Genomic DNA, 23,068 nt, shown 5'->3' with positions numbered 1-23,068 from the left:
CGGCGGTCAGCGCACCGTGCGCTTGAGCTGCTCCAGGAGCTGGCGGCTCTCCTCCAGCGCCTCCTGGCAGTGGGCCACGAGCGGCTCCAGCCCCTCCAGCACCCGGGCGTCCGCGCGCTGCTCGATGTCCCAGCACAGCGACTCCAGCGTGGCCGCCCCGAAGTAGGCCGCGTTGGACTTGAGCGTGTGCGCGGCCCTCGCCAGGTTCTCCAGCTCGCCGCGCGCGAGCGCGCCCCGCGCGTCGTCCATCAGCCGGGGCATGCTCTCCAGCGCGGTGTCGACGAGCTCCGGGAGCATCCGCTCCACCTGCCCGTCCAACGACTGCCAGAGCCTGTCCAGCGCGCCCGCCTCCAGCCCCCGGATGCGCGGGGCGCCCATGCGGGGCGCTTCCGGGACGCGGGCGATGGGGGCGGCACCGGGCTCGCGCGGCAGGCGCTCCCAGGCGCGGCGCAGCGCGGAGATGAGCTCCTCCACGCGGATGGGCTTGCTGAGGAAGTCGTCCATGCCCGCGTCCAGGCACTCGCGCCGGTCCGCCGTCATCGCGTTGGCCGTCATGGCGATGACCCACGGCTGCTCGCGCGGGGGCACGTCCTTGCGCAGCTGGCGCGTCGTCTCCAGGCCGTCCAGCTCCGGCATCTGGACGTCCATCAGCACGACGTCGTAGCGGCTGCGCGACAGGAGGTTCAGCCCCTCGCGGCCGTTGTTCGCGGTGTCCGCCGGGTAGCCCAGCCGGTCCAGCACCAGCAGCGCCAGCTTCTGGTTGGTGGGGTTGTCCTCCACCAGCAGGATGCGCAGCGGCATCTGCTCGCCAGGGCGCGTGTTGAACACGGAGCGCTCGCGCGTGGCGGGAGCGGGGGCGGGCGGCAGGGGCCGGGCGGAGATGAGGTCCTGGGCCAGGCACGTCATCAGCGCGTCATGCAGCTGCGACGCCTTCACCGGCCGGGGCAGCACCGCGGTGAACAGGCCCGGCGGCTGCGCGTCGCGCTGGTCATACGACGTGAGCAGCAGGAGGGGCAGCTCGCGCGCGTCGCGCTGCTGGCGGATGTGCGCCGCCAGCGTGGGGCCGTCCATCAGCGGCATGCGGTGGTCCAGGATGGCCAGGTCGAAGCGGGCCCCGGACTCCAGCTTCGTCAGCGCCTCCGCGCCGGAGCCCACCTCCACGATGGTCATCCCCCACGCGGCCAGCTGACGGCCCAGCAGCTTGCGGTTGATGGCGTTGTCGTCCACCACCAGCACGCGCCGGCCGTGCAGCTTCAGCGCGTCCGGGCGCAGGGCCTCCGCGCTGCGCGGGGCCTCGCGCGCCTGGAAGGTGAAGTGGAACGTGGCGCCCCGGCCCGGGACGCCCTCGCTCTCCATCCACAGCCGCCCGCCCATCGCCTCCACCAGCCGCTTGCTGATGGCCAGCCCCAGGCCCGTGCCGCCGTAGCGGCGCGACACGGACTCGTTCAGCTGGTTGAAGGGCTGGAACAGGCCGCCGCGCGCGGCCTCGGAGATGCCCAGGCCGGTGTCCTGCACCGCGAAGTGCAGCTCGAAGAGGCCGCCCGGCGCGAGCGGCTGGCGCGGGGTGTCCACGGAGATGGACACGCCGCCGCGCTCGGTGAACTTCACCGCGTTGCCCACCAGGTTGAGCAGCACCTGCCGCAGGCGCGCGCCGTCGCCCACCACGGTGACGGGCGTCTCGTCGGTGACGTGGTAGCCCAGGTCCAGGGACTTCTCGCTCGCGCGCATGGCGAGCAGGTCCAACACGGACTCCACGCACTGGCGCAGGTTGAAGGGCTGCTGCTCCAGCTCGACCCGGCCGGCTTCGATCTTGGAGAAGTCCAGCATGTCGTTGAGCAGCCCCAGCAGCGCGTCCCCGCTCTGGCGGATGGTGGACGCGAAGTCGCGCTGCTCGGGCGTGAGCGCCGTGTCCATCAAGAGCCCCGCCATGCCGATGATGGCGTTCATCGGCGTGCGGATTTCATGGCTCACGGTGGCCAGGAACAGGCTCTTGGCCTGGTTGGCGTCTTCAGCGGCCTGGCGCGCCCGCTGGAGGTCGGTGACGTCGTGGTAGATGGCGATGAAGCCCATGGACTGCCCGGCCACCGTCACCGGCAGCGCGCGCAGCTCCACGTCCACCACCGTGCCGTCCTTGCGCACGCGCTTGGTGACGACGTGCACGCGGTCCTTGCGCAGCACCTCGCGCGACGTCTCCTCGGCCTCCGGACGGATGCCGTCCGCGTTGGCCACCAGCTTGAGGATGTTGCGCCCCAGCGCCTCCTGCGGCGTGTAGCCGAAGAGGCGCTCCGCGGCGGGGTTCCAGGTGAGCACCTCGAAGGCGCGGCTGATGGTGATGATGGCCACCGGGCTGTGGCGCACCACCGCCTCGAAGAACTCCTTCTGCTGCCGGAGGATGGACTCGGCCGTCTGGGCGGCGTCCATGCCCCGGAGCAGCAGCATCCAGCCCCCGTCCTGCGGCACGGCCGTCACCCGCACCGGGTGCACCGGCCCCACGTGGCAGTCCGTCTCGTGAGGAGCGGCGCCCGGAGAGGAGACCTGGGGGGGCGTCCAGCCCGGCAACAGGCGGTCCACCGCCTGTCCCACCAGCAGGTCACGGGGTCCCAGCAGCGCCTCCGCGGCGCGGTTCACGGCCACGACCCGCAGGGTCGGGTCCAGCACGAGCACGCCGTCTCGCGTGTGCTCGAACAAGGCCGGATACGCGCTGGGTGGCAGTTCGGGCAACTTCCCCCTCCGTTCAAGAACTGTAGGTCAGTCGAGGCGCCAGTTCCATGTCATCCATGGAAAACCGTGGAGGTGGGCAGGCGCAGGCCTCTGTACGGCGCTTCGGGGACGGTGATTCAGGGGGTTGGAGTGCTTGCCTGGCCACGGAGACGGTCGGGAGGTTTCGGTTTGTTTTCGTCCAGCGGTGGGAGGTCTCCCAGGGCGCTGGCGAGGACGCCCCAGGCGATGCGGGAGCGAAGCCAGCGGCCGGGAGGCCCGGGGATCCATGCCACGGTGGAGGCCAGGGTGGACAGGCCCGAAGCGGGGTCGAGCAGCGTCACACTCCGCGTCCGGACCTCGTGCGCGGCGAGCGTAGGACAGCCGGCGTCCGCCAGGTCGCGGTCGAGCGTGGCGGAGGCCTCCGCGAGGGACGTGGCGGCGAAGGGCTCCAGCAGCCGCGCGTGGAAGGCCCCTTCCGTGAGGGCGATGCACCGGTTCGCCGGGGTCGCGCAGCGGCGGGCCTGACGGGCCACGTCCGGAGGCGCGGCGAGGCTGGCGAAGCGGGGGCCCGTCAGGAGCAGGGTGTTCATCCGGGCCGTCTGCTCCGCGGGCATGGGCGTCCAGTCCGCCGGCGGCGAGGCCATGGCGTCGTGGGCCAGCCGCTCGATGTCGAGCAGGTTGATGGCGAGGGAGCCGCCCGCGAGCGAGTCCGTGCGCAGGCTCAGCCACGCGAGGTGGCGCACCTGCTGCGCGGCCTCCAGCGGGTGGCCCGTCTTGAGGCCGTGCAACATGCGGAACTTCGCCCAGCGCTGGAGCAGGAAGAAGTCGGGGGTTTCACCGGCGACCCAGCTGAAGCGTCCCTCCCTGCTCAAGGGGCTGCCGTTGAACAGGTCCCACCGGTCATACGCGAGCAGCCGGACCATCCAGTCGAAGTCCAGGCGGGACACGTCGATGTCCGCGGTGAGCCAGCGGCCCTGTCTCAGGTCCAGGGCCTCCTCGCGCAGCGCCTGGGGAAGCACGAGCGGCGAGCCCTCCGGCGGCGCCCGCTTCAGGTCGCGCGACCAGGGCAGCCAGGCGTTGAGCAGCAGCCCCGCGTCTCCTTCCGTCCGGCCTTCGTGGAACCAGGGGTCGGCGCCCAGCGCGGCCTCCTGCGCGCAGTAGGCGTCCACGTTCGCGGCGAGCGCCTCGCGGTGGAGGCGCAGCGGCGCTTCGACCTCCCGCTGGAACCACGCCTCCGCGCCCACCCCGCAGGCGCCGGCCAGCACGACGAGCCCCGCGACGGAGGCCGCGGCGATGCGCCGGCCCCGGTTCCGCACGGCCCTGTCGGAGGACGTCATGCCCTGAATTCTAGAGGGCTTTTTCCAGCGGACCCAGGAAGTGTCCGCGGCCGCCGCGCCACTGTTTCAGGGTAGACGGCCAACCAGCCCCCTGCCCTATTGGCCGCGGGAGGGACGGCGTGCCCGGAATCAACGGCGGCCCCTGGGCAGTGCGTCGCTTGGGCGACCTAGCTTTCTTTCGAACACACGGAAGAGAGAGCCGTGCCCGACGCGACGACCCCGCCCCTGATTCTCATCATCGATGACGAGCCGGAGCTGGAAGTGATGGCCCGGTACCTCGAGCTCGAAGGCTACTCCGTCCTGACGGCGACCAATGGCGAGGAGGGACTGCTGGCCCTGGCCTCCTGTCGCAAGCCCTGCATCGTCCTGCTGGATTTGATGATGCCGGTGATGGACGGCTACGGCTTCCTCCGGCGCCTGCACGACGATGCGACCCTCTGCGGACTGCCCGTCTTCGTGCTCACCGCCAGCTTCCAGACGGAGCGGATGGCCGGCGTCGTGGGGCTGCTGCACAAGCCCCTGCACATGGAGCTGCTGCTGGAGGCGGTCGCGCCGTACTGCCCGCCTCCGGGTGAAAAGGAGAGCTCCGCGGCGGGCTAGCCGGTCCAGCTCAGGCCGCGATGCGGGCCACGCACTCCGGGCTGTCGTTGGCGGGCGAGTTCACCCCGCGCGCCACCTCGTAGACGTCCAGCGGCGCTTCCGGCGCGGGCACGAGCAGCGGCAGGAGGACGGACGCCTCCTGGGGCTCCGGGCGCAGCCACACGGACTGGCCTTCCGGCGACAGGATGACGGGCATCCGGTCGTGGATGGGCGCCATCAGCGCGTTGGGGCCGGTGGTGATGATGGTGCAGGTGCGCAGCACCTCGCCGGTGTCCGGCGCCGTCCACTCCTCCCAGAGGCCCGCCAGCGCCAGCGGCTTGCTGTCGCGGTGGTGGAAGAAGTACGGCGTCTTGGGCTTCGTGGACTGCTTCCACTCATACCAGCCGTCCACCACCACCAGGCACCGCCTGCGCTTCAGCGCCGAGCGGAAGCTGGGCTTCTCCGCCACCGTCTCACCGCGCGCGTTGATGAGCTTGTTGCCGATGGACGCGTCCTTCGCCCAGGACGGGATGAGCCCCCAGCGGAACACGTCCAGCAGCCGCGCGCCGTCGTTGGGCACCACGGGCAAGAGCTGCGTGGGACAGAGGTTGAAGCGCTCGCGCTCCAGCGTCGCGCGCGCGCCCGCGAGCTCCAGCTCGGCGACGAGCTGCGCGGGGGAGGTCCGGACGGTGACTCGGCCACACATGGGACTGGAGCGTAACGCCCGGCGGCCGGGCTCGCACCTTCCGGGCGCCCGGCCGGTGGGGGACCGGGCCCTCCCCACTCCGGGTCCTTCGCGCGGCCTACTGGAACATCCGCCAGCGGGACTCCTTCGGAGTTCCCGTGGGCAGCGCGACGGGGGCTTCCCAGGTGATGTGGTACTCGGTGTCCAGCAGGCCCAGCTTGCGCCCCTGGACGCGCGGGTTGCGCGCCCCCACCATGGTGAGCACCTCGCGCAGGACGCCCTCGTGGTACGCCGCCGGCATGAAGTCGCGCCGCATGACGAACAGCGCGTCCCCTGCCCCCTTCCAGTCGACGGAGCGCTCCCCGTAGCTCACCGCCATCTGGTAGCCGGATGGCAGGTTCGTCACGAGCTTGCGCGCGTCGCCCGCGGCCAGGAGCAGGAACGTGCGGCCCACCGCGGACTCCAGGAAGCTGCGCGTGGCCTGCATGCCCATCTGCCGCAGCGCCTCGTCGAACCCGCCCCACCGGGGCGACAGCAACCGCGCCGCCACCTGCGACAGCTTGAGGAAGGTGGCCACCGGGTAGTTGAAGAAGCCCACGAAGCGGCGCTCGTCGGTGACGGCCCGGCACGTGGCCACGGCCTCCTCGCCCACGCCGGTGCGCACCGACTCCAGCACCCCCAGGAAGAACATGCCCCGGGCGGTGTCCAGCTCCGTCGCCGCCATGCGCCGCACCGCCCAGTCCGCTTCCACTGAGCCCGCTTCCGGGAACGGCTTCGCCTGTGCCTGCATGTGATTCCTCCATGTTCGCGTGGGCCCACGCCCCACGGCGCGTCGCCAACCTGCCGCTGCTCTCTTCTCAGGGATGCGCCACCACTCCAGCCGCCTGAACAGACGCTTCTGGAAACAGGACTGTGAAGCGCGAGCCGTGGCCGAAGTCGCTCTCCGCCTGGATGCGCGCGCCGTGGCCCTGCACCAGGCTCTTCACGATGGCGAGCCCCAACCCGGTGCCGCGCAGCTTGGTGGTGAACATGGGCTCGAAGATGCGCTCCAGGAGCGGCGCGGGGATGCCCGGGCCGTCGTCCGTCACGCGCAGGCTCCAGCCGCCGTCCCCCCGCGCGTCGGCGTGCACACAGACCGTCCCGGAGCGCTCCGGCGGGATGGCCTCCACCGCGTTCTGGATGAGGTTGACCAGCACCTGGCGGAACTGCTCGCGGTCCAGGTGCGGCACCGGCAGCCCGTCCGGCACCTGGTTGTTCACGCGCACGCCCTCGCGGCGGGGCACCACGCTGATGGCTTCCTCCACCAGCGGCTTGAGCGGACAGGGCTTGCGGCGCGGAGGCCGGCCCTTCGCGTAGTCCAGCAGGTCGGAGATGATGACCGAGCACGCCTGCAGCTCCCGGTCGATGATGTCCAGGAAGCGCGGGATGCGCGGGTCGGACGGATAGGCCTCCGCCTTGCGCAGCCGGCGCAGGACGAACGCGTGCGCGGTGCGCGCGGCCGCCAGCGGGTTGCGCAGCTCGTGGCTGACGCTGGCGGTGAGCTGCCCCAGCGACGCCAGCCGCTCCATCCGCTCCGCGTGGTCACGGAAGGCGTGCACCTCGCGCACGGCGGCGTCGAGCTGTCCCGCCCGCAGCGCCAGCTCCTCTTCGATGGCGGCCTCCGTCAGGGCCTGGCGCGCGGCCCGCTCCCCCAGGTCCCGCAGCGCGTCCCGGCAGGCGACGAGCAGCACCGCGTCGATGACGGCCACCCAGAAGGCATGCTCCAGGAAGCGCCACCACTCCGGGTGGAGCTGGCCGTAGACGGACTCCGGCCACAGCGCGCCCCGCATGCAGTGGTCCGCGACGATGGCCAGGCTCGCGGTGAGCAGCACCTTCGGATCGCGGTAGAACGACAGCACCGCCAGCGACCCGAAGATGTGGAAGTGCGTCTCGATGCGGCCCCCCGTCAGGTGGATGAGCAGCGCGGACCAGAGCATCTGGCTCACCGCCACCACGTGACGCGTCACCGCCTCCCCCGGATGCAGGCGCGTGAGCATCACCGGGAACAGGCTCAACGCCGCGCCCAGCAGCACCGCCGTCTGCACGTGCAGGTGCAGCGCGCGCACCTTGCCCTCCCAGCCGTGGGGCGACACGACCACCGCCACCAGCACCGCGGCCACCCACTGCCCCAGCATCAGCCAGGAGAACAGGCCATCCACCCGCTTGCGAGACTCACGCAACTGCAATGCCAGGAGCGCCGCCGCCCGCCCTTCCAGACCTTGAGAGACATTCGCCGGAGCATGAAAGGAAAAGGCAGACATGGACGAAGTCATCTCTTCACCCGACCGGAATGGTGGCGGAAGCGATTAACCCTGTAAAATAGGAACTACACGGAACTCCCCAGGCCAACCATGCTGCCCGAGGGCACGAGGAGTGCCCTCGCTTGAACACTGCCGGCCCCCACCCACGCCGACGGTGTGAGACAGAACCAGGCTGGCTCCATCCCGTGCATTCGCAGCCAACAATGACATCCTGGCCATCCCGGCGTCCATGGAACCGGGCGCATCCGGGACCGGAGTACGAGGCTTGCGCCCACGTCTGTCCACTCGGAGCGCCCCGGGTCTCAAGGGGGCACAGGGGCCGTCCGCGTACACGCCCCGCGGGGCACCATCAGGAGGCGGCGGCGCGGGGCTGCCGGGGCGCTTCGAGCGTGGCGTCGGTGTCGCCCCGGGGCAGCTCGCGGGCGGCGGGGATGAAGGTCATGGCGCGCTCGGCGAGCGCGGTGATGGTGAGAGAGGGATTGACGCCCGGGTTGGCGGAGATGGCCGCGCCATCCACCACATACAGCCCCTCATAGCCATACAAGCGGTGGCGTGAATCAATGGCGCCTGTCTTCGCGGAATCCCCCATGCACGCGCCGCCCAGGATGTGCGCGGTGGTGGGGATGCCCATGAGCGTCTCACTGACCATGGTCATGGGGTAGCCATCCAGCTTGTCGGACACGCGCTTCGCCAGGTCGAAGGCCTCCGGCATGTTCGCGGTGGGCGCGGGGCCCTCCTGCAGGCCGGTGGTGAGGCCGGAGCGGAAGCCGGTGGTGAGCGCGCGGCCGCGGCGCATGCGCAGGTGGCCCTCCATGGTGCGCATGTACAGGAGGATCATCGTGCGGCGCGCGAAGTCCGGGACGAACCACGCCTGGAGGAAGCGCAGGGGCCTTCGCGCGAGCAGGCCCACCAGGCGGGCCACGCGCGTCCACGCGGTGGCGCCGGGGACGTGGGGCGCCATGAGCAGGCGGAAGAAGCCGGAGCCCGCCGGGTAGCGCACGGGCTCCAGGTGCGAGTGCGCGTCGGTGTGGAGGATGGAGCCGATGGCGATGCCCCGGGACAGGTCGCGGTCCTTCTGCTGCTTGCCGCTGACGATGCCGATGAGCGCCTCGGAGTTGGTGCGCACGCCGTCGCCCACGCGCTCGGAGAGCAGGGGCAGGCCGTCCTTCGAGGCCTTGAGCTTGAGCAGGAGGTCCATCGTGCCCAGCACGCCGCCCGCGAAGATGACGTGCTTCGCGGTGAAGCGGCGCGTCTTCTTGAAGAAGCCGGTGCCCTCTTTCGCCGTCACCTCGTAGCCCTCGCCGCCCGGCAGGGGGCGCACCCACGTCACCTCCGTGTCCGCGTGGAGGGTGAGGCCGCGCTTCTCCGCGAAGTAGAGGTAGTTCTTGTCGAGCGTGTTCTTGGCGTTGTTGCGGCAGCCCAGCATGCAGCCGCCACACGCGTTGCAGCCGGTGCGGTCCGGGCCCTCGCCGTTGAAGTAGGGGTCCTTCACGGTGACGCCGGGCTCGCCGAAGTAGACGGCCACGGTGGTGGGCTGGAAGTCGGTGCGGCCCAGGTCCTGCCCCACCTCCTTGAGCACCTGGTCGGGGAAGGTGTTGAGCGGGTTGACGGTGGCGCCCAGCATGCGGCGCGCGGTCGTGTAGTGCGGCGCCAGCTCCTGCTTCCACGGCGCCAGGTGGCCCCAGGAGCCAGCGTCGAAGAAGTCGTCCTTCGGGATGGGCAGCGTGTTGGCGTAGACGAGCGAGCCGCCGCCCACGCCGACGCCGGACAGCACGGTGACGTGGCGGAAGAAGGTCATCTTGAAGAGGCCGCGCCACCCGAGCTGCGGCATCCACAACCAGCGCTTCAGGTTCCAGTTGGACTTGGGGAAGTCCTGGCCCTGGAGGCGCCGGCCCTTCTCCAGCATCACCACGCGATAGCCCTTCTCGACGAGCCGCAACGCGCTGACGCTGCCGCCAAACCCCGAGCCGATGATGAGCCAGTCGCAGTCCATGACGTCCTCTCCGTTCCCGGAGCGCGCGCGAGTTCCCCCGCGTCCAGGAGGTCCGCACTCTATGCCACGAGCGCGGGCCGTCCTCGCGGGACCTGTCGCACGCCCTCAGGAGCGGGATGGCGCGGCCTGGCGCTTCGTGGCCTGCTTCCTCGCCCGGCGTGCGGCGGGCGTGTTGGCGACGAACTGGCGGCCCGCCTTCGAGCCCTCGCGCTTGCGGCGCTCGGTCGCCTTCTTCTGGGCCGGGCTCAGGTGGGCCCAGGCCTTCTTCGGGAGATAACGCGCGGTGGTCCGCCCATGGCGGGCGCGGGTGCCGCCGTCCTGGGTGCCCCACTCCTCCTTCGTCCAGGAGGACAGGTGCCGCTGCGCGGTGCCACGCCCGCCCCGGTAGCCGCCGCCGGCCTTCTTGTACTCCGTGGCGAGGAGCTGGGCCTTGCGCGCGCTCCACTGGCCGGCGCGGCCTCCCTTGTCTCCCTTCAAGATGCGCCGTTTGAGGCGCTCGCGCAGCGCGGGGTTCGTATACCGGCCACTGGCGCTGGCGGACGCGTGGCTCTTGCGCGCGGCGCGCTTCGCGGGCGAGGCGGCGGCGTGCTTCCGCCGGGGAGCGGCGGGGGTCTTCCGTCGGATGGCCATGAAGGCTCCTTTGCTTGGGGCAAAGGTACGGATGCCCGGGGTGGAGTGGCTTCCCTGCTCCGCCGCCTGCCCACCCTTGGAGCCAGGTGGGCGCTACGTGGGCGCGGCGCCGGGCTCGCGGGGGCTGAACAGCGAGCACGCGCGCACCGGCTGGGGCGCGTACTTCTGGGGCAGCAGCGGACACATGATGAACGTGGAGGTCCGCGTCTGGACGTAGCGGGGCGGCGCGGCACAGCGGTGGCAGAGGCTGTCCGGGAACGGCAGCGGATCCGGGGGCGGCGTCATGGCAGTGGACAGCATCGCACGGGCCCGGAAGGAAAGGCGGGTGCCGGCCGTGCGCGCTCCCTAGATTGCGAGGCATGCACGTCGCTGACGCCCACGTCGAACCCTACCGGCTGCGCCTGTCCGGCCGGCACGCCGTCCTGGAGGTGTCGTGTCCGCTGCCCGGTGTCCTGCGGCTGAGGCACGCGCCGGTGTCGTCGGAGATCGGCTTCCTCCATCCCGAGCTGCCCGGCAAGCGTTCCTGGTCCGTCATCGCGGAAGGGGGCCGCGCGCTGACGGTGGAGCGCGAGGGCGACCACGTGCGGGTGACGGCGGAGGGGGTGTCCCTGGAGGTGGACGCGGAGGCGGGGACGTGGCGCTTCCGGGACGCGCAGGGGCGGGAGCTGGCGCGCTGCGTGGACGTGTCCGGGGAGGTGCAGGCCGCGTATCCGATGAGCCGGCATCGCGCACGGCTGGCGCTGCGAGCGCCTGAAGGGGAGCGCTACCTGGGCTTCGGCGAGAAGGTGGGGCCGCTGGACAAGCGCGGCATGCACTTCACGTTCTGGAACACGGACGTGGTGCCGCACCACCCGGACACGGATCCGCTCTACCAGTCCATCCCGTTCTTCATGGGCCTGCGCGAGGGCGTGGCGTGGGGGTTCTTCCTCGACGAGTCCTGGCGCTCGGAGGTGGACGTGGCGCTCGCGGACGTGGCGCGGGTGACGTGGGAGTCCTGGGGGCCGGAGCTGGACTGCTACCTGTTCGCGGGCCCGGGCGTGGCGGACGTGGTGCGGCGGTACGCGGCGCTGACGGGGCGGCCTCCCCTGCCCCCGCTGTGGAGCCTGGGCGCGCAGCAGAGCCGCTGGGGCTACGAGAACGCGGACGACGTCCGGGGCGTCATCCAGGGCTACCGGCAGCGGGGCCTGCCGCTGGACTGCGTGTATCTCGATATCGATTACATGGATGGGTACAAGGTCTGGACCTGGGACGGGGCGCGCTACCCGGATCCCGCGGGCCTGGTGCGCGAGGCGGCGGCGCAGGGTGTGCGGCTGGTGCCCATCATCGACCCGGCGTTGAAGCTGGAGCCGGGCTGGAGCGTGTACGAGGAGGCGAAGGCGCGCGACTACCTGGTGCGCTACGACCGGGGCGGCGTGCTGGTGGGCGAGGTGTGGCCCCGGCCCGCGGTGTTCCCGGACCTGACGCGGCCGGAGGTGCAGCGCTGGTGGGGCGGCCTGCACCGCGACTTCGTGGCGCTGGGCATGGCGGGGTTCTGGAATGACATGAACGAGCCGTCGTGCTTCGCGGTGCAGCCGGACGTGGGCATCCTCACGCTGACGAGCGAGCGCTCGGAGGGCGTGGGCAAGGTGGAGGGCAACACGCTGCCCTACGACGCCCGGCACGGGGACAAGCGGCACCTGGAGGTGCACAACGTCTACGCGCTGGGCATGGTGAAGGGCGCGTTCGAGGCCCTGCGCGAACTGCGCACGGAGGCCCGGCCGTTCCTGCTGACGCGGGCGGGGTTCGCGGGCATCCAGCGTTACTCGGCGGTGTGGACGGGGGACAACTCCAGCCACTGGACGCAACTGGAGACCTCCCTGCCCATGTTGATGGGACTGGGCCTGGCGGCAGTGGCCTTCACGGGAGTGGACATCCCGGGGTTCATCGGCCGGGCGACGGGTGAGCTGCTGGTGCGCTGGATGCAGGCGGGGACGTTCTACCCGTTGATGCGCAACCACGCGGGCAAGGGCACGTCGCCGCAGGAGCCGTGGCGGTACGGAGAGCCGTACCTGTCACTGGCGCGAGCGGCGCTGGAGCGGCGCTACCGGCTGCTGCCCACGCTGTACACGCTGATGCACGAGGCGTCGGAGACGGGGCTCGCGCCGCTGAGGCCGCTCTTGATGGAGGCGCCCGGGGACGCGGAGGCGGCGGGGGCGTTTGATCAGTTCCTGTTCGGACGGGACCTGCTGGTGGCGCCGGTGGTGCGGCCCGGGCAGACGAAGCGGCTGGCGTATCTGCCGGCGGGGGAATGGCTGGAGTGGCCGGGCCTGGAGCGCACGGGAGCGGTGCGCGAGGGAGGACAGCACGTCATCGCGGAAGGGCCCCTGGACACGGTGCCGGTGTGGCTGCGCGCGGGAGGCGCGGTGGCGCTGACGCGGCCCGCGATGCACACCACGGACGCGAACTGGAAGCACCTGGAGTGGCACGTGCACGCGTCGCCGGAGGTGCACGGCCGGCTCTACGAGGACGCGGGGGATGGGTACGGCGAGTCACGGCTCACGGTGCTGCGCGGCGGCGTGAACGCGGGCGTGCTGCGATTGGAGCGGAGCGAGACGGGAAAGCTCTCTCGGGCCCGGTCGGAGGAGACGGTGCGGGTGTATGGCTTGAAGTCCGTGAAACACGTGACAGGGGCTCGCGCACACCGTTTCGAGAACGGCGTGCTGGAGCTTCAGGTCGCCGCGGACTGGACCCGGCTGGACGTGGAGCCGTAGGTCAGAGGACGGGGATTTCCTTGAACACGACGCCTTCGAACTCGAAGCGGTTCACGGCGTCCACGAAGCGCTCCGTGGCGATGATGATGGTCGTGTAGTCCGTCAGCCGGAACAGGTCCAGGTCGCCGGTCAGGGTGCTCCCGTCGAGGATGGGCGCATCTGGAAAGCTGCCTCCCTGTCGCCCGCACCGTTCGCAGGGACGTTCCCGTCCGCCTGGGAAACAGCTGTCGTGCAGTCGGCCCCGGCAATGGATTTCGACCTCCCGCAGGTCCACTTCGGTCTTGCTCCGGAACCGCAGGTCCATCTTGCTCGCGCGAAGCGCAATGCCAGCCTCGCACAGCTGGTCCACGGTCTCACTTCGCATCACCAGGGTCCAAGGGCTCGGAAGATCGAGCGCGCTCCATTTGCCGGAGGCTTTTCCAGTGAGCGGCCCGAATTCGGCCCCAGGACGCAATGGCGCCTCGAAAGGCACCTGCGGCCGGAGAAGCTCTCGCAGTCGCTCATACTCTTCGAGCGGTTCCTGCCTTGGTTCCGTGAGCTCGCCTCTGTGGGCCCAGCCTGAGAGATCAACGGAGGGATACGCTTCTCCCAGCCCCCCTGGGCTTGCCTTGCAAACAGGGCAGAGCCCTCCCGGCAATCCCCAGCGATGCCCTGCATCCAGGAAACCTGTAAAGCGTGGGCCTTCAGCGGCCCTAAGCCTGAAGAACTTCACGAGGTCCTCCTGGTATCACCGCATGTAGTAATAGTGGACGATCGGCCCAATGATGTTGAAGTCAACGATCATTCGGGCCAACTGGTTCTGGATCTGTTGTGGCGTCGCGAGCGGGTATTGCTCCGCGAACTCCCTCCAAGTCTGATTCCAGGGACCGCCCCGTCCTCCCGGGCCATGGATTCGTACGTGCTCAGCGCGAGGAATCACCATGGTAAAATCATGCACGTTGATTCCCGCCTGACGCTTGAAGTACCGCGCAAGGTCCGTTGCCTGGGGATAGAGATGGTGCCGAACCCATCCAGAGCCTGAAGGCTTCCTGCCATCCGGGGGCGGCGGCGGAGCGGGATGGTTGTACCAACGGATGACGAAGATGGCGTCGCGGTCACCCGGAAGCGGCTGGGCGCTGCCTCAGTTGCGCCGGGGCCCTGCTCCGGGTGCCGCTGACGACACGGGAGGCCGGATGCCTCCCCGCGCCAGCAACACACCGGTGTCCTCACAGCGATAGAGGCCGCAGAGGTCATCCGCGCAGACCAGCGCCACGCACCGATCGTGACCATCGCAGGCGTGGTCCTCCTCCGCCGCGCCCCAGTCCTCCAGCGCGGGCAGGGGCGCGGACGCGCACCCGGCCAGCATCACGGAGACGACCACCGCGAAGACTTTCTTGAACCAATGGCTCACCACAGTGGCGCCATGTTCTCCACGTACTTGAAGCCCGTACCCGTGTTGAACACGACCACGGTCTCCTCAGGCTTCACGTCCCCGGCCGCGTGCAGCTTCTTGAGCGCCGCCACGCACGCGCCGCCCTCCGGCGCCACGAACAGGCCCTCCGCCGCGGCGATGTCCTTCGTGCCCTGGACGATCTCCTCCTCCGTCACCGACACCGCCGTGCCGTGGCTGTCCTTCACCGCGCGCAGGATGAGGAAGTCCCCGAGCGCCTTGGGCACCCGCAGGCCGTGCGCGTGCGTCGTCGCACCCTGCCACATCGGCGCGTCCGGCTTGCCCTCCGCGTGCGCCTTCACGATGGGCGCGCACCCTTGCGCCTGCACCGCCACCATGCGCGGCCGCTTCGCGCCGATGAGCCCCATCGCCTCCATCTCCTCGAAGGCCTTCCACATCCCGATGAGCCCCGTGCCCCCGCCCGTCGGGTAGAGGATGACGTCCGGCAGCGTCCACCCGAGCTGCTCCGCCAGCTCGTAGCCCATCGTCTTCTTTCCCTCGACGCGGTACGGCTCCTTCAGCGTGGCGCACTCGTACCAGCCATGCTCCTCCGCCAGCCCCGCGCACACCCGGCCCGCGTCGGAGATGAGCCCGTCCACCGTCTCCACGTGCGCGCCGTACGCCCGCGTCTCCATCAGGAACAACGACGCGATGTCCTTGGGCACGAAGACGTGCGCCTCCAGCCCGCCCCGCGCCGCGTACGCCGCCAGCGCGCTGCCCGCGTTCCCCGCGGAAGGCAGGCACACCGCCTTCGCGCCCAGCGCCTTCGCCATGGAGACGGCGGCGGACAGGCCTCGCGCCTTGAAGGAGCCCGTGGGGTTGCCGCTCTCGTCCTTCACCAGGACCCGCTGCAATCCCAGCCATGAGCCCAGCCGGGGCGCGGAGAGCAGCGGCGTGAAGCCTTCACCCAGCGTCAGGCGGTGCGCCGGGTCGTCCACCGGCAGCACCTCGTGGTAGCGCCACATCGAACGCTCACGCCCGGGCAGCGCTTCCTTGCGCAGCGTCCGGGCCGCGCGCTCCAGGTCGTAGCGGGCGAACAGCGGTGCCTGACACGCCGTGCACAGGTTCCACACCTTGCCCGGCGCATACGTCTGGTCGCACTTCGTGCATTCAAGTCGGAGGACGGACATGCCTCCGACTCTACTCAGTCCTTCAACTCCAGCCACACCGGCGCGTGGTCCGACGGCTGCTGTCCCTTGCGCTCCTCGCGGTCCACGTCACACGCCGTGAGCCGGGGCACCAGCGGCGCCGTGAGGAACAGGTGGTCGATTCTCACGCCCTTGTTCTTGGGGAACATCAGCATCCGGTAGTCCCACCAGGAGAACTTCTGCACGTCCGGGTGCAGCTTGCGGAACGCATCCGTGAGCCCGAACGCGCACACCTGTTGGAGCGCGTCCCGCTCGCGCAGGGTGAAGAGCGTCTGCCCTTCCCACTGCGCCACGTCGTACACGTCGATGGGCTCCGGCGCGATGTTCCAGTCCCCGCCCATCACCACCAGGTCGTCCGGCTTGTGGCGCGTGTCCAGGTAGTTCCTCAAGCGCCGGTACCACTCCAGCTTGTAGACGTACGCGGGCGAGTCCACCTGCTGCCCGTTGGGCGCGTAGGCGCTCACCACGCGGATGCCGTTCACCGTCGCGGAGATGAAGCGCGCGTGCGTGTCATCCACCCCGTCCGACAGGCCCCGGATGACATCCGTGGGCTCCGTCTTCGCCAGGATGGCCACGCCGTTGTACGTCTTCTGCCCGTGCACCGCGGCGAAGTAGCCCGCCTCCTTCACCGCGTCGAAGGGGAAGTCCGCGTCGGTGCACTTGAGCTCCTGCAGGCACAGCACGTCTGGTTGGGCGCTCTTCAGCCAGTTGACCAACCGCTGCTGCCGAGCCCTCACCGAGTTCACGTTCCAGGTCGCGATTCGCATGCGGCGCGGACCGTCGCACGCGGCCCACGCCCCTGCCACGCTTTTCCCCCGCCGCCTGTGGCCCCAGGGACACACCCGCTGGCCTCCCGAGGGGAAAGCCGTTGGCACACCGGTCGCAATAGGGAGTCTCGGGCCGCCACCAGCGCGGCCCCGGGCCGCCGCTCCAGGCGCCCGCCGCTGTCCTGAGCAGCCCCGAGGGGATTGCCATGAACCCGAAGACGCGCACCCGGTCCCGCCACCCCGCCTCCTTCCGGCGCTTCACCGTGCCGCCCGCGCTTCGCAAGGCCCTCGTCCCCGCCGCGCTCGCCGCCCTGGGGCTCGCCGCCTGGGAGGACGTCCCCCTGCCCCGCCTGCTCAAGCCCTGGCTCGCCCACGCCGTGGAGGCCCGCGCCGCCCAGGCCCCTGTCGCCGCCGCACCCACCCTTCCGCTGGAGCCCTCCACCCACGAGCCCTCGCTGCTGGCCGCCCCGCGCCTCGTGGACGAGGCCGCCCCCGCTGAAGCGCTGGCCGACGCTCCGGCTTCCGGCGACGCGCTGGCGCTGCCGCACACGCACGCCCGCCGGGTGGACCACGTGGCCCGCGCCCAGGGCCTGCGCGACCTGGGTGACCTGTCCGGGGCGGTGACGGAACTGCGCCGCGCGCTGCATGACGACCCGGGTGCCACGGACGCCCTGGCGCAGCTCGGGCGCACGGCGCGGCTGGCCGGGGACACGAAGCTCGCCATCGCCGCGTATGGCCGGCTGGGGCAGGCGGAGCCCTCCGACGCGGGGGCGCTGGTGCAGCAGGCGCGGCTGCTGGTGTCCGAGGGCCGCTTCGCGGAAGGGGTCCGCGTGGGAGAGGAGGCGCTCCTGCGCGACCCGGAGGACCCGGAGGTGTACCAGGTGCTCGGCCGCGCCCACCTGGGCGCCAACGAGCTGGCCTCCGCCATCCTGCGCTTCCAGCAGGCGGTGCACCTGGACCCCGAGCACGGCCACGCGCTCAACAACCTGGGCTTTGCCTACCTGCGCGCCAACGACAACGCCCGCGCCGTGGAGGTCCTCACCCAGGCCGCGGGCCTCCTGCCCCACGTGGCCTACGTGCAGAACAACCTGGGCGTCGCCTGCGAGCGCCTGGGCCGGCTGGAGGAGGCCCGCGCCGCCTACGCCGCCGCCACCCGGCTGTCGCCCCGCTACGTGCAGGCCCGCGTCAACGCGGAGCGGGTGGGCCGCGTCGCCCGGGCCGACCCCGCCGCCCCGGCCCTGCCGGAAGCCCTCCCGCCCGTCGCGCCGTAGGGCGGGCAACCAGGAAACAGCCCCTGTCCCGGGGGGATGGGCCCGCATGGGTTCACCCCGCCCGCCCCCCGGTCTAACCTTCCAACCTTCTCCCCGCCTTCACGAGCGTCATGACTCCGGCCCGACCGATGCCCTCCTCTCCCGAGCCTCTCCCCCCGGCCCCGACCGGAGCCCCGCCGCCCAGGAAGGGCGGCTTCGGCGCCGCGCTGTGGCGCTGGACGAAGCGGCTGCTGGTGCTGGGCGTCGTCGGGCTGGTGCTCCTCATCGGCGTGGGCGTGGGCACGTACGTCTACTTCAGCCGCGACCTGCCCTCCGTGGAGTCACTGCGCAACTACCAGCCGCCGCAGGTGACGAAGGTGACGTGCGCGGACGGCTCGCTGTGCGCGGAGTTCGCGCTGGAGCGCCGCACGCTCATCCGCATCGAGGACCTGCCCCCGCACGTGCGCAACGCGTTCCTCGCCGCCGAGGACGCGGACTTCTACAAGCACGAGGGCCTGGACCCCTTCGGCATCCTGCGCGCGGGCGTGAAGAACCTCATCCCCGGCAGCCGCAAGTCCGGCGCGTCCACGCTCACGCAGCAGGTGGTGAAGAACATGCTGCTCACGCCGGAGCGCAGCCTGGGCCGCAAGATTCGTGAGTGGATCCTCACCCCGCGCCTGGAGCAGGCCCTCACCAAGGATCAGATCCTCAGCCTCTACATCAACGGCGTGTACTTCGGGCAGCGCCGCTACGGGCTGGAGGAGGCCGCCCTCTTCTACTTCGGCAAGCACGCGAAGGACCTGTCCGTGGGCGAGGCCGCGGTGCTCGCGGGCACCGTGCAGTCTCCGCACCGCATCAACCCGGTGGCGAACATCACCCGCGCCAAGGCGCGCCAGCGCTACGTGCTGGAGCAGATGGCGGGCCAGGGCTTCGTGCCGCGCGCGGTGGTGGAGGCGGAGAAGGAGAAGCCCATCGTGCTCGCGCCGCGCAAGCCGGTCAGCGCGGGCGCCTACTACGCGGAGGAGATCCGCCGCACGCTGATTGAACGCTACGGCGAGAAGACGGTCATGGAGGGCGGCCTGCGCGTGAACATCGCGCTCGTCCCCAAGCTCCAGGCCACCGCGGAGCAGGCCGTGCGCGACGGCCTGGAGGCCGTGGACCGGCGCCAGGGATACCGGGGCGCGCAGGGCAAGCTGGAGGAAGCGCAGTGGAAGCGCTACCGCGAGCTCATCGTCCAGCGCATCGAGGAGGCCGGCCGCCGGCAGAAGGACCAGGGCTACGTCGCGGACCTGGCGCCGCTCGCGCAGCCGCTCGCCGCTCCGGCTCCGGCGCCCAAGTCACCCACCGCGCCCGAGGTGGAAGGCGCCGAGGAGCAGCGCCCCGCCGCGCTGGCCGCGGACACGGATTCGGAAGAAGAGGAGGTCCAGTCGCCGGAGCGCGCGCGCGCGGGCCAGGTCCTCCTCAAGCCGATGGAGGAGGGCTTGCGCCTCACCGGCTACGTCACGGAGGTGGACACGAAGCGCGACGTGGCGCGCGTGGACCTGGTGGGCCGCACCGCGGAGGTGTCCTTCTCTTCCGTCTCCTGGGCGCGGCAGAAGAACAAGAAGGCGCCCAAGAACATCGCGGACGTCTTCACGCCCGGCGAACTGGTGTTCGTGCGCGTGCTCAAGGCGCCTCCGGCGCCGGCCTTCGTGGAGGCCACGTTGGATCAGGTGCCCGTGGTGCAGGGCGGGCTCGTGGTCATCAACCCGGCCAACCGCAACGTGGTGGCCATGGTGGGCGGCTACGACGCGGAGCGCTCGTCGTTCAACCGCGCCACGCAGGCGAAGCGCCAGCCGGGGTCGTCCTTCAAGCCCTTCATCTACGGCGCGGCGCTGGCCAGCGGCCGCTTCACGCCGCTCTCCATGGTGAACGACGCGCCGGAGTCCATCCGCGACCCGTACACGGGCAAGGAGTGGCGGCCGAAGAACTTCGACGGGCGCTTCGAGGGCCCCATGACGCTGCGCACGGCGCTGAGCAAGTCGAAGAACACCGTGTCCGTGCGGCTCATCGAGGCCATCACCCCCGCGACCGCCATCGACTTCGCGCGCCGGGCGGGCATCCGCTCCGCGATGCCGGAGAACCTCACGCTGGCGCTAGGCACCGGCGAGGTGACGATGCTGGAGGCCGTCAACGCGTACGCCACGCTCCAGGCCAACGGCCGCTACGCGGAGCCGCTGACGCTGCTGCGCGTGCAGGACGCGAAGGGCACGGTGCTGGAGGAGCACCAGCCGGCCTTCGAGGAGACGCTGCCTCCGGCGGTGGCGTACCTCACGACGTCGCTCATGCGCAGCGTGGTGGAGGACGGCTCGGCGCGCGCGGTGCGGGAGCTGAACCGGCCCGCCGCGGGCAAGACGGGCACCACCAACGAGTCCAAGGACACGTGGTTCAACGGCTACACGATGGACTGGGTGGCCAGCGCGTGGGTGGGCTTCGATGACAACTCGCCCCTGGGCAGCAGCGAGACGGGTGGCCGGGCCGCGCTGCCCATCTGGCTCAACTTCATGCGGGTGGCGGAGGACGGCCTGCCCGCGCGCGACTTCGAGGTGCCTCCGGGCGTCACCCAGGTGCGCATCGACCCGGCGACGGGGCTGCTCGCGGGCAACGCCGTTCCGGGCCGGATGGAGCCCTACCTGGAGGGCACCCAGCCCACCGCCGAGGCCCCGCCGCCCGGACAGGTGACGCCGGACAACTACTTCCTGGAGGAAGGTGGCAAAAGGGGCCTGTGAGTCGCTCGCTCCTGACGCTGGTCCTCGCGCTCGCGTTCGCCCTGCCCGCCCAGGCGGAGTCGGACGAAGGCGCGCCTCCCGCCTCCGCCCGGCTGGCCCTGGCCGTGGCGGACGCCATTCGCGGTGCGCCCGCCGAAGCGCCCGTGGCCCTCAGCCTGTCCGGAGGCTCCGCCGAGTTGCGCCGGGCGTTCGGGACGCTGCTGGCCGCGCGGCTTTCGGCCATGAACCTGGGGCCGGTGGTGCTGGACGTCCCGGCCGAACGCGCCGAGGCCGCCGCCCGCGAACACGGGGCCCGCTCGCTGGCGCGGCTCACGCTGGACGTGGAGGGCGGCGAGCTGGTGGCGCGAGGCGACGTGCTGGGCACGTGGGTGAACTTCTGGTCCGGCCGCACACCCACGCGTCCGCCGAAGCCGGCCGCCGCGGTGGCGGAAGGGGTGGAGGCGGACGCCGCGGTGCTGGCGCTGGCCGCGGTGGGGACGCCGTCGTCGGGAACGCCGGGCCCGGGGCCGCAACAGCGGCGGCCGGTGCGGCTGCTGGGCGCGGTGTTCGCGCGGCTGGAGATGCCGCTGGGCGCGCTGGCGGCGGGTGACCTGGACGGTGACGGCCGCGACGAAGTGGCCGCGCTCACCGAGCACGAGGTGGTGGTGTTCAGCGCGGACGGGCGGGTGCTCGCGCGGCGGGAGCTGGAAGGAGCGGCGGCGGCGGCGACGACGCGCGAGGCCTTCGGTGCGCTGGCGGTGCTGACGGGGCCGCCGAGGCTCGCGGCCTGGAGCACGCGGTACGCACGGGGCGAGGTGCTGGTGCTGGACAAGGCGAAGGGGACGCTGCGCCCGTCGGGGACGTTGGACGCCGCGCCGCTGGGGACGGCGGAGCGCGGAACGTTCGTGCCGGGGCAGACGGCGTTCGCGCCCGAGGTGCGGCTGGCGGACGGGCGGACCCTCACGGTGCCCGCGCCCTTCAGCACGGCGAGCTTCGCGGCCCCGCGCATGCTGTTCGTTCATGCGGACAGCACCGCGTCGCTCTACGCGCGTCCCGCGTCCGCGCCGGCGAGGGTGTCCGGGCTGGGAGCAGGCAGCGCGCTGGGAGACCTGGATGGGGACGGGGTGCCGGAGCTGCTCACCACGTCACCGCAGCTCCAGCCGGCACCGGAGGTGCTGCGGGTGTTCTCGCTGACGTCCGACGCGCCGATGGCACACGAGCCCCTGTGGCAGGGAGCGCTCCCGCCGGGCCGGGCGCTGTACGTGGTGACGGCGGACCTGGATGGCGACAAGCGCCGCGAGGTCCTCGTGGGTTCATGGAAGCCGGACGGCACCAGCGAGCTGTTCCTCCTGCGCCAGGGTGCACCGTGATGATCCGCTCCGCCCTCGCGGGCCTCGTTCTTCTTTCCTCCACGCCCGCACTGGCGGCCAGTCGTCCCCGCTATGGCGGCGAGCTGAGGGTGGCCCACGCGGGCCCGCCCGAAATCGGTGAGCCCGCCCTCGCCGACACGCCGATGGAGGCCGCGCTGCTGGGCCTGCTCACGCGGCCCGTGTGTCGCGTGGACGCCAACGGGCAGGTGCATGCGACGCTGTCGCGTGAGCTGCCCCGGCCCGTGCCGCAGGCCCTGCGCATTGCGATGCCTTCCGCCGCCAGCGCCACCGCCCTGGCCCGTGCGTGGACGCGGCTGTCGTCCACGGAGTCGCCGTCACCGTACCGCGCGCTGCTGTATCCGCTGCGCGGTGAGGGCCGGCAGGTGACGTCCACGGGCGCCACGCTGGACCTGGCGCTGGCCTTCCCCTGGCCCGATCTGGAGCGCGCGCTGTGTCACCCTGCCCTCGCGACGCCGCCGTCGCCCGCGTCGGGCCCGTTCAGCGCGGCGGGCCGGGGCGTGCTGGAGGCCCAGGCCGCGTGGCCTGAAGGCCGGCCATACCTGGACCGGCTGGCGCTCACCGCCACGGATGAACGCGGCCTCACACGGCTGTGGTCCGCGCGGCAGGTGCAGGTGGAGCTGGGCACGCCGCCGGACAACGACACGCTCACGGGCGCCGCGCTGTACGCGACCTATCTGGCGTACTCGCCCCGGAAGGTGCCCGCGGACTTCCGTCAGGCCGTGGAGAGCGCCATCGACCGCGAGGACCTCACGCGGCTGTTCGTGAAGGGGCCCGCCGTGCCCATGGCGAACCTGCTGCCGCCCGCGTTGATGCCCCAGACCTCCAAGGCCCGGCCCGGAACGCCCCCGGCGGGCGCGACGCGCAAGGTGACGCTCGCCTATGACGCCGCGCTCGCGGATCAGCGCGCCGTGGCCGAGCGCATCCAGGTGAAGCTGCACGACCAGGGCTACACCGTCGCGCTGGAGCCCCAGTCGCGCGCGGCGCTGCGGAGCCGTCAGGCCCGGGGCGACTTCGAGCTGATGCTCAACGCGTTCCTCCTGCCGCCCATCCCCGGCCCCGCGCTGGCGGTGGTGCTGGAAGCAGGCGGGCGCAGGGACCTGCTCGGCGTGGAGCTGCCCCCCATCGGAGCGCTCACGGACGCCACGGCCCGCGATGCGCGCAGCCGCGAAAGGGCCCTGGCCCTCGCCCCTTCCGTGCCGCTCATCCCGCTGTACGCCCAGGGGCTCGCCCTGCGCGCGGCGCCGGAAGTGACGGGGCTGGTGCTGGATGCCCAGGGCCTGCCGGTGCTCGAAGGCGCCTGGCTTGCCCCCGTCGAGGCCTCGGGTGGTGGAGGGCGGCCGTGAGCGCGGCCCACGTGACGGT

General features: G+C 71.6%; 17 protein-coding genes and 1 pseudogene. 6 read left to right on the top strand and 12 right to left on the bottom strand.

What is annotated here, in order from left to right:
- Positions 1-6: 6 nt before the first annotated feature.
- Both NR792_RS39050 and NR792_RS39045 read right to left on the bottom strand, forming a co-directional pair.
- On the bottom strand, positions 7-2,721 hold the full coding sequence (locus NR792_RS39050; protein WP_375757769.1) for a response regulator: 2,715 nt from the start codon (positions 2,719-2,721) through the stop codon (positions 7-9).
- A gap of 116 nt (positions 2,722-2,837) precedes the next feature.
- Positions 2,838-4,037, bottom strand: coding sequence for a hypothetical protein (locus NR792_RS39045; RefSeq protein WP_375757768.1), 1,200 nt, complete (start codon positions 4,035-4,037; stop codon positions 2,838-2,840).
- A 201-nt stretch (positions 4,038-4,238) separates the two neighbouring features.
- Here NR792_RS39045 and NR792_RS39040 point away from each other — a divergent pair, with 201 nt between their 5' ends.
- Positions 4,239-4,637 (top strand): two-component system response regulator, encoded by a 399-nt coding sequence (locus NR792_RS39040; RefSeq protein WP_375757767.1) that lies wholly within the window; start codon positions 4,239-4,241, stop codon positions 4,635-4,637.
- A 10-nt stretch (positions 4,638-4,647) separates the two neighbouring features.
- On the opposite strand, the gene NR792_RS39035 is transcribed toward NR792_RS39040, so the two are convergent.
- The 6 genes from NR792_RS39035 to NR792_RS39010 all read right to left on the bottom strand — a co-directional run bounded on the left by NR792_RS39035 (position 4,648) and on the right by NR792_RS39010 (position 10,509).
- Entirely contained in the window at positions 4,648-5,322 is a 675-nt protein-coding gene (locus tag NR792_RS39035; protein ID WP_375757766.1) for an SOS response-associated peptidase, read from the bottom strand.
- A gap of 97 nt (positions 5,323-5,419) precedes the next feature.
- Entirely contained in the window at positions 5,420-6,091 is a 672-nt protein-coding gene (locus NR792_RS39030) for a DUF2378 family protein (RefSeq protein ID WP_375757765.1), read from the bottom strand.
- A gap of 67 nt (positions 6,092-6,158) precedes the next feature.
- Positions 6,159-7,601, bottom strand: a complete 1,443-nt coding sequence (locus tag NR792_RS39025; RefSeq protein ID WP_375757764.1) for a sensor histidine kinase — start codon at positions 7,599-7,601, stop codon at positions 6,159-6,161.
- Between the two features lie 349 nt (positions 7,602-7,950).
- Entirely contained in the window at positions 7,951-9,594 is a 1,644-nt protein-coding gene (locus tag NR792_RS39020) for a GMC oxidoreductase (protein WP_375757763.1), read from the bottom strand.
- Between the two features lie 105 nt (positions 9,595-9,699).
- Positions 9,700-10,224, bottom strand: coding sequence for a hypothetical protein (locus tag NR792_RS39015; protein WP_375757762.1), 525 nt, complete (start codon positions 10,222-10,224; stop codon positions 9,700-9,702).
- A gap of 93 nt (positions 10,225-10,317) precedes the next feature.
- Positions 10,318-10,509, bottom strand: a complete 192-nt coding sequence (locus tag NR792_RS39010) for a hypothetical protein (RefSeq protein ID WP_375757761.1) — start codon at positions 10,507-10,509, stop codon at positions 10,318-10,320.
- A 74-nt stretch (positions 10,510-10,583) separates the two neighbouring features.
- Here NR792_RS39010 and NR792_RS39005 point away from each other — a divergent pair, with 74 nt between their 5' ends.
- Positions 10,584-12,974 carry a TIM-barrel domain-containing protein gene (locus NR792_RS39005; protein WP_375757760.1) on the top strand — a complete coding sequence of 797 codons (2,391 nt, stop codon included), beginning with the start codon at positions 10,584-10,586 and terminating at the stop codon, positions 12,972-12,974.
- 1 nt (position 12,975) lies between these two features.
- Here NR792_RS39005 and NR792_RS39000 read toward each other — a convergent pair whose 3' ends face one another.
- The 4 genes and pseudogenes from NR792_RS39000 to xth form a co-directional block, all read right to left on the bottom strand.
- On the bottom strand, positions 12,976-13,686 hold the full coding sequence (locus tag NR792_RS39000) for a double-CXXCG motif protein (protein ID WP_375757759.1): 711 nt from the start codon (positions 13,684-13,686) through the stop codon (positions 12,976-12,978).
- A gap of 15 nt (positions 13,687-13,701) precedes the next feature.
- A pseudogene (locus tag NR792_RS38995) lies at positions 13,702-14,319 on the bottom strand (TIGR02269 family lipoprotein).
- A gap of 41 nt (positions 14,320-14,360) precedes the next feature.
- Entirely contained in the window at positions 14,361-15,533 is a 1,173-nt protein-coding gene (locus NR792_RS38990; protein ID WP_375757758.1) for a threonine synthase, read from the bottom strand.
- A gap of 14 nt (positions 15,534-15,547) precedes the next feature.
- Positions 15,548-16,318, bottom strand: a complete 771-nt coding sequence (xth, locus tag NR792_RS38985) for an exodeoxyribonuclease III (protein WP_375757757.1) — start codon at positions 16,316-16,318, stop codon at positions 15,548-15,550.
- 206 nt (positions 16,319-16,524) lie between these two features.
- Between xth and NR792_RS38980 the strand changes: the two genes are divergently transcribed.
- From NR792_RS38980 to NR792_RS38965, 4 genes are all read left to right on the top strand, one after another.
- Entirely contained in the window at positions 16,525-17,589 is a 1,065-nt protein-coding gene (locus NR792_RS38980; protein ID WP_375757756.1) for a tetratricopeptide repeat protein, read from the top strand.
- Positions 17,590-17,717: 128 nt separating this feature from the next.
- Positions 17,718-20,336 (top strand): penicillin-binding protein 1A, encoded by a 2,619-nt coding sequence (locus tag NR792_RS38975; protein WP_375757755.1) that lies wholly within the window; start codon positions 17,718-17,720, stop codon positions 20,334-20,336.
- Complete coding sequence (locus NR792_RS38970) at positions 20,333-21,685, top strand: FG-GAP repeat domain-containing protein (protein WP_375757754.1); 1,353 nt, start codon at positions 20,333-20,335, stop codon at positions 21,683-21,685. Before NR792_RS38975 ends, NR792_RS38970 begins: the two co-directional genes overlap by 4 nt.
- Entirely contained in the window at positions 21,685-23,049 is a 1,365-nt protein-coding gene (locus NR792_RS38965) for an ABC transporter substrate-binding protein (protein WP_375757753.1), read from the top strand. Before NR792_RS38970 ends, NR792_RS38965 begins: the two co-directional genes overlap by 1 nt.
- Positions 23,050-23,068 lie beyond the last annotated feature (19 nt).

The sequence above is a fragment of the Corallococcus exercitus genome, assembly GCF_042231735.1.
In the GTDB taxonomy this organism is placed as follows: Bacteria; Myxococcota; Myxococcia; order Myxococcales; family Myxococcaceae; genus Corallococcus; species Corallococcus exercitus_B.
This window is presented reverse-complemented; position numbering and strand designations above follow the sequence as displayed.

Bases quoted from the DNA above. Each gene is read 5' to 3' on its own strand.
- NR792_RS38990 (WP_375757758.1), bottom strand. From the start codon at position 15,533: ATGTCCGTCCTCCGACTTGAATGCACGAAGTGCGACCAGACGTATGCG.
- NR792_RS39015 (WP_375757762.1), bottom strand. From the start codon at position 10,224: ATGGCCATCCGACGGAAGACCCCCGCCGCTCCCCGGCGGAAGCACGCC.
- NR792_RS39030 (WP_375757765.1), bottom strand. From the start codon at position 6,091: ATGCAGGCACAGGCGAAGCCGTTCCCGGAAGCGGGCTCAGTGGAAGCG.
- NR792_RS39010 (WP_375757761.1), bottom strand. From the start codon at position 10,509: ATGACGCCGCCCCCGGATCCGCTGCCGTTCCCGGACAGCCTCTGCCAC.
- NR792_RS38980 (WP_375757756.1), top strand. From the start codon at position 16,525: ATGAACCCGAAGACGCGCACCCGGTCCCGCCACCCCGCCTCCTTCCGG.
- NR792_RS38965 (WP_375757753.1), top strand. From the start codon at position 21,685: ATGATCCGCTCCGCCCTCGCGGGCCTCGTTCTTCTTTCCTCCACGCCC.
- NR792_RS39035 (WP_375757766.1), bottom strand. From the start codon at position 5,322: ATGTGTGGCCGAGTCACCGTCCGGACCTCCCCCGCGCAGCTCGTCGCC.
- NR792_RS39025 (WP_375757764.1), bottom strand. From the start codon at position 7,601: ATGTCTGCCTTTTCCTTTCATGCTCCGGCGAATGTCTCTCAAGGTCTG.
- NR792_RS38975 (WP_375757755.1), top strand. From the start codon at position 17,718: ATGCCCTCCTCTCCCGAGCCTCTCCCCCCGGCCCCGACCGGAGCCCCG.
- NR792_RS39045 (WP_375757768.1), bottom strand. From the start codon at position 4,037: ATGACGTCCTCCGACAGGGCCGTGCGGAACCGGGGCCGGCGCATCGCC.
- xth (WP_375757757.1), bottom strand. From the start codon at position 16,318: ATGCGAATCGCGACCTGGAACGTGAACTCGGTGAGGGCTCGGCAGCAG.
- NR792_RS39020 (WP_375757763.1), bottom strand. From the start codon at position 9,594: ATGGACTGCGACTGGCTCATCATCGGCTCGGGGTTTGGCGGCAGCGTC.
- NR792_RS39005 (WP_375757760.1), top strand. From the start codon at position 10,584: ATGCACGTCGCTGACGCCCACGTCGAACCCTACCGGCTGCGCCTGTCC.